Genomic DNA, 6,020 nt, shown 5'->3' with positions numbered 1-6,020 from the left:
CCTCAGGCCCGAGCGCGCAGCCAGGCGGCCTTGGCAGGGAAGAGCTGATCCGATGGCCAACCGTGGGACCAGCGCGTGGCGAGCGATCCCGAGAGCCCGCATTTTTCCCTGAGTTTTGGCGGCGAAGCGTTTTTCATCGTGGGGCTTCACCCGCGGGCAAGCCGGCCGGCACGTCGCTTTTCTTCACCGGTGCTGGTGTTCAACTTCCATGCTCAGTTCGAGGCCCTGCGAGAGGCCAACCGCTATGAGAAGTTGCGGACCTCGATCCTCGAGCGCGACACGGCATACGCCGGATCGATGAACCCGATGCTGGCCCGTCACGGCGAGGTTTCGGAAGCGCGCCAGTACAGTGGACGGGCAGTGTCCGAGGCTTGGCGTTGCCCCTTCCAAGGGCGGACCGGAGCAAATGGAACACGCGATGTCTAAGGCACATGCACCCCACGAGATCGCGCCGCGTTCTGGCGTCCCGTTCACTCTAGGTCGTAGACTCATAAGATCGGAGCCAGATCCGGATGGCTGCGAGTTTGACGCTGGCGAGAGAGTTGGCCGGGTCTTTGTCGTAGCGTGTTGCGACGGCCCTGAAGTGCTTGATCTTGTTGAAGAAGCGTTCGACGAGGTTGCGGTAGCGGTACAGGAACGGGCTGAAAGCCGGAACATTCTTGCGGTTCGGCATCGGCCGGACGTTGGCCCACGCCCCCTGCTTGGCCAGACGGTCTCGCCGTTCGTCGCTGTCGTAGGCCCGGTCGCCGAGCAGGGTCTGACCCGGACCGAGCGCACCGAGCATGTCGTCCGAGGAGCGACCGTCATGGGCTTGGCCCTCGGTCAGCTTGAGGGCGATGGGGCGGCCCTCGGCATCCACCAGGGCATGGATCTTGGTGGTCAGGCCGCCGCGCGAGCGACCCATGCAACGGGATCGGTCGTCTTTTTTTTGGCGGTGGCAGCGTGCTGATGCACCCGCACGCTGGTGGCGTCGATCATCTGAATGTCGCCATCGTAAGCCTTTGACACCGCGTCGAGAAGGCGATCCCACACCCCGGCCTTGCGCCAGCGCCGGAAACGGTTGCCGCACGTGGTGTAAGGCCCGTACCGCGCCGGGATGTCGGCCCAGGGGGCCCCCGTGCGCAGACGCCAGAAAATCCCGTTGAGCACACGGCGGTCGTCCACCCGCTCGACGCCACGTGTGTCGGACGGCAGGACCGGTGCGATCACCGCCCACTCCGCATCCGTCAGATCAAACCGAGCCATCGAATTCTCCTTCCAGAGAGGAAAACCCGATGATCCCGATCCCGATCCAAAACCCGTTATGAGTTCACGACCTAGAGCATCGGACTTTTTTTGAACGCATATCCAGCGGCTTTGAAGAAGTTCCAGCACTCGTCGGGCTCAAAGAGGCCGCAGATGTCGCCGATGGCGCGCCACAGGGTGTCGAAGGGGGCCTGTCGCAAACGCGAACGCGCGTTCGTTTACGGGTCGTTAAGCATATCCGCCGTGTAGCGCGACAATCAGGATGGTGACGCGTATTGCCTCATTCGAGAATGCTCCCGATGCGCTGATGGGTAAGCGCTCGGTGACGGCTGCCTTGTGCGGATAGGTCTTGGGTCTGGATACAGGTGATGGCGCGGGATCGCGCTGTATCGGCCCTGTGTCTGGATCTATGACGAGCACGCCTCACGTCGTCGTCGCGGGAACGCGACGCACCTGGTCGCCCGAGCAGAAGCGGGCGATCCTCACCGAGGCGGATGATCCGACGACGACGGCCTCCGAGGTGGCGCGTCGGCACGGGCTTCATTCTAGCCTGCTGTTCCGCTGGCGGCGTGCCCTGCGGGCAGGCGTCTCTGCACTGGAGACGTCGTCCCGTCCGAGCTTCGTTCCGCTCGCGCTGCCAGCGCCCCCATCCGCCATCCGGGAAGAGCCGAACCGTCCCGGCGCCATTGAGATCGAGCTGGCTGGCGGTCATCGGCTTCGGGCCGAGGCAGGCGCGGAGGTCGCCCTCCTGCAGGGCGTGATCGCGATGTTGTTGGGCCGATGATCCCGGTCCCCTCCGGTTCGCGGGTCTGGCTGGCGACCGGCCACACCGAATATGCGCAAGGGCTTCGATGGCCTGGCCAGCCTCGTTCAGGATCACATCGCGCGTGATCCGTTCTCGGGACAGGCCTTCGTGTTCCGTGGTCGGCAGGGGCACCTGATCAAGGTGCTGTGGTGGGACGGACAGGGCCTGTGCCTGTTCTCCAAGCGCCTGGAGAAGGGCCGCTTCGTCTGGCCGGCGACGGCGGGGGCGGCCGCCGCGCTGACGCCGGCGCAACTCGCCATGCTGCTGGAAGGCATCGACTGGCGTGCCCCGGTGCGTACGGACCGGCCCCGCATCGCAGGCTGACGCGCGGGTGTCGTCAACGGGCTTGCGTGCTGGGCATGACGGCGTAAGCTGTTGATGTGGCTCTCGATCCTGGCTCACTTCCCGATGATGTCGATGCGCTCAAGCGCATGATCGTCGGCATGGCGCGGGAGGCCGTCCACGCCAACACGCTCATCGAGAAGCTGCGCGGCGAACTCGCCCGGCTCAAGCGGGCGCAGTTCGGCGTCTCGTCCGAGAAGTTGAAGGCGCGCGTCGAACAGCTCGAACTCGCCATCGAGGCGCTGGAGGTCGACGAGGCCGAGCGCCTGGCCGCCGCCCCGGTCGTGGCTGACGCCGTCGAGGCCGCCCGAACCAGGCCGGCCCGGCGCCCGTTGCCCGATCATCTCCCCCGGGAGAGCGTGATCCATCCCGGTCCCTGCACCTGCCCGTCCTGCGGCGGGACCCTGCGCCGGATCGGCGAGGACGTGACGGAGACCCTCGATTACGTACCCGGCCGCTTCAAGGTGGTTCGGCACGTGCGCGAGGCGTTCGCGTGCCGAGCCTGCGAGGGGATGGTGCAGGTACCCGCCCCGCATCACCCGATCGCCCGCGGACGGGCTGGCGCCGGTCTGCTGGCCCATATCGCGGTGGCCAAGTTCGACGATCACCTGCCGCTCTACCGCCAGGCCGAGATCTATGCCCGGGACGGCGTGAATCTGGCGACCTCGACCCTGTCGGGCTGGGTGGGGGCGACAGCCGCCGCGCGCTCTCCGCTGGTCGACCTGCTCCGCCGGGACGTCCTGGCGGACTCGGACGTTCTCGACAGTGACGACACCCCCGTCCCGGTGCTGGCGCCGGGCCTGGGCCGGACGAAGACCGGGCGGCTCTGGGTCTATGTGCGCGACGAGCGGCCCCATGGCGGCGTGCGTCCGCCGGCCGCCGTGTTCCTGGCCTCCCCCGACCGCAGGGGCGAGCGGCCGCTGACGCATCTGGCCGGGTTCCGGGGCGTGCTGCACGCCGACGGCTATGCCGGCTTCAATCGCCTCTACGAGGGTGGCCGCACCGGCGGTGCCCTGATCGAGGCGGCGTGCTGGGCCCACGCTCGGCGCAAGTTCTTCGACGTGCACGCTAAGACCGGCTCGGCCATCGCCGGGGAGGCGCTGGAGCGCATTGGCGCCCTCTACGCTATCGAACGCGTGATCGCCGGCCAGTCGCCCGATGAGCGACAGCGACGGCGCCAGGATCGATCCCGGCCGCTGGCCGAGGCCTTGAGAACCTGGGCCGAGACGATCCTGCCGCAGCTCTCCGGCCCCTCGGATCTAGCCAAAGCGTTCCGCTATATGCTGACCCGCTGGCGTGCGCTGACGCGGGTGTTCGACGACGGCCGGATCGGGCTCGACAACAACCCGGCCGAGCGGGCGCTCCGCGGCGTCGCCGTCGGGCGCAAGAACTATCTGTTTGCCGGCTCGGATCGGGGCGCCGAGCGGGCGGCCGCCTTTTACACCTTGATCGAGACGGCCAAGCTGAACGGCCTCGATACCGAGGCCTACCTGCGGGACGTCCTCACCCGCATCGCCGACCATCCAGCCAGACGCTTGGGCGACCTGCTGCCCTGGAACTGGATCCCGCTCATGGGCCTCGCTCAGGCCGCCTGACCCGAAGGGCCGTACGGCAATTCCTTGCCATCACTCGGAGATGAGGGCTGGATGCCCACCCGCTTTCTTCCGAGGGGGATCGACCTGAGCCGCATCGTCAGCGGCTGAGGTCAACCCCTCGTACTCCCCCGTTACTTCGTATCAGCGGCTGGCCGACCAGCCTCAGCCTCCCTCCGCTTCGCGAACCTGCCCGTGCCGACCCAGGCTTCGACGTCCTGGAACACGGTGTCGGCATGTCCATCAAAGGCCACGGCGGAGGCTGACTGGTCGAACAAGGCATCCTCCATCATGAGGAGCATGCGGCGTCGGATGCGGTTGGCGCGCTCGATCTCGCCCTGCTTCTCAGCCTCATCCATAGTCAGGAGGAGCACGTAGTAGGCGCCGCGTGCCAAGTCGTCCCGGCGGGGCGCGTTCCTGGCTTTGCGCCGGGCGGTACTCTTGGCCTGGGCTCTGGCGTGTTTGCGCTTCCGGCGGATCAGGATCTCGGGGAGGTCGTCGTCGGTGTCGTCGGCCATGGGTTCGGCTCCGGTGAGAGGAACCATCAGGGTCGCGGGTGAGCCAGAAAGTTAGAAGCCCGTCCGATGCTCATTCTGGTGTGGACGCAGGGCGCTTGGTTGAAAGCGCAAGCCGATTTGCCATTGATCCTTTCCCTGTCAGCATGACGTCAGCCCGCCGCAGCACGACGTCGGGCCAGAAAAGCAGACCGTCACCGCAAGAGAATCCAGATCAGCGCAAGTTTGCCCCCGCGGTCGTCCGGCCTTGAGGAAAACGATGCGCACCCGGAATAATGCCGAGCCTCCACCGAGCGCTTACCATTGGGTTATGGTCAATGAGAGTTAGTATTAGGCCAGCTTACGTGCCACCTGCGCCATGGTGCTAACCGATGAACCGACGTCTTGAGCCGCTGCGGCGATGGCACGCGTGTTCTCGCGAACGCGCTCAACTCCGCTGGCGGCCGTCTGCATGTTCAGCGACATGTCCCGCGTAACTGCAGCCTGCTCTGTCACGGCTGACGAGACACTGAGAGAAATCTCACTTAGATACCGGATTGCTTCCGTGATGGTGCCGATCGCCTCAACGGCTTGAAGGGTCGAACTCTGCACATCTGCGATCAAGGTTCCGATCTCCTCCGTCGTCTTGGAGGATTGGTTGGCCAGAGCCTTAACCTCGGTGGCCACCACTGCAAAGCCGCGACCCGCATCGCCGGCACGTGCTGCCTCAATGGTGGCGTTGAGGGCAAGTAGATTAGTTTGGTCGGCCACTGCTCGGATTGCAGTCACCGCCTGCCCAATGCGCTCGGCGGCCTTCGTCAGGCCGCCAATGATGGTCCCAGCTTCCTCGGCTCTCAGAACCGCCCTGTCGCTTGCGGTCTTGGCTTCGATGGCGTGCCGGCTCAATTCCTCGATGGAAGCCGCGAACTGTTCGGCACCCGCTGCGACCGCCTGAACATTGGCGGAGGTCTCGGCCGCGACATCCGCTGTACTGGAGACTTGGGTCGCGACGCTTGCAAGGCTCTGATCGATCACATCGAGGTTGACCTGAATCGCCACTTGGGCTTGCGCTCGCTCCAAGCGCGCCCGCACTACGGTTGTTACATCCGTGGCGTATTTAACGATTTTGACCGGCCGACCGTCTTCATCGAGAATTGGATTGTAGATGGCCTGAAGCCCGAGTTCGCGGCCGTCTTTGCCGAACCGCTTGAACTCAGCGGACTGAAACTCGCCTGCCCGCAGCTTGTCCCAGAACATCTTATAGGCTGCGCTGCCCTGCTCGGCCTTGTCCACGAAGATGCTGTGATTTCGTCCCGCGATTTCGTCAAGGCGGTAGCCGATCAGATCCAAGAACCTTGCATTAGCCGTAAGGATGGTTCCTGCAAGATCGAACTCGATGGACGCGCGGGAGCGGTCGATAGCAGCCAACTTGTTCCGCGCGTCCATGTAAACCGCGTGCTGCTCCGTAACATCTGCGGCGATCTTAACCCGTCTTATTCATGAGGGCAGTGGATCTGAGGCGGCGAGCGTAGCGTAAAGCAT

5 protein-coding genes and 2 pseudogenes are annotated in these 6,020 nt (G+C 65.2%); 4 read left to right on the top strand and 3 right to left on the bottom strand.

Features of this window, described 5'->3' with window-relative positions; all coding sequences use genetic code 11:
* Positions 1 to 54: 54 nt before the first annotated feature.
* Positions 55 to 426, top strand: a pseudogene (gntA, locus tag G3T14_RS22855) (guanitoxin biosynthesis heme-dependent pre-guanitoxin N-hydroxylase GntA); the annotation flags it as partial.
* Positions 427 to 475: 49 nt separating this feature from the next.
* Here gntA and G3T14_RS22850 read toward each other — a convergent pair.
* Positions 476 to 1,245: pseudogene (locus G3T14_RS22850) on the bottom strand (IS5 family transposase).
* 409 nt (positions 1,246 to 1,654) lie between these two features.
* Between G3T14_RS22850 and G3T14_RS22845 the strand changes: the two are divergent.
* The 3 genes from G3T14_RS22845 to G3T14_RS22835 all read left to right on the top strand — a co-directional run bounded on the left by G3T14_RS22845 (position 1,655) and on the right by G3T14_RS22835 (position 3,987).
* Positions 1,655 to 2,029 (top strand): transposase, encoded by a 375-nt coding sequence (locus G3T14_RS22845; RefSeq protein WP_163644797.1) that lies wholly within the window; start codon positions 1,655 to 1,657, stop codon positions 2,027 to 2,029.
* A gap of 51 nt (positions 2,030 to 2,080) precedes the next feature.
* Entirely contained in the window at positions 2,081 to 2,374 is a 294-nt protein-coding gene (gene tnpB / locus G3T14_RS22840) for an IS66 family insertion sequence element accessory protein TnpB (protein WP_348645331.1), read from the top strand.
* A 107-nt stretch (positions 2,375 to 2,481) separates the two neighbouring features.
* Positions 2,482 to 3,987, top strand: a complete 1,506-nt coding sequence (locus G3T14_RS22835) for an IS66 family transposase (protein WP_163644799.1) — start codon at positions 2,482 to 2,484, stop codon at positions 3,985 to 3,987.
* 131 nt (positions 3,988 to 4,118) lie between these two features.
* On the opposite strand, the gene G3T14_RS22830 is transcribed toward G3T14_RS22835, so the two are convergent.
* Together G3T14_RS22830 and G3T14_RS22825 are read right to left on the bottom strand one after the other, a co-directional pair.
* Complete coding sequence (locus G3T14_RS22830) at positions 4,119 to 4,502, bottom strand: hypothetical protein (protein WP_163644796.1); 384 nt, start codon at positions 4,500 to 4,502, stop codon at positions 4,119 to 4,121.
* A gap of 327 nt (positions 4,503 to 4,829) precedes the next feature.
* Positions 4,830 to 5,924 (bottom strand): methyl-accepting chemotaxis protein, encoded by a 1,095-nt coding sequence (locus G3T14_RS22825; RefSeq protein WP_163644795.1) that lies wholly within the window; start codon positions 5,922 to 5,924, stop codon positions 4,830 to 4,832.
* Positions 5,925 to 6,020: the final 96 nt, after the last annotated feature.

Source organism: Methylobacterium sp. BTF04 (genome assembly GCF_010692745.1).
Taxonomy (GTDB): Bacteria; Pseudomonadota; Alphaproteobacteria; order Rhizobiales; family Beijerinckiaceae; genus Methylobacterium.
Note: the sequence above shows the minus strand (reverse complement) of the source record. Positions and strands in the feature narration are given on the sequence as shown.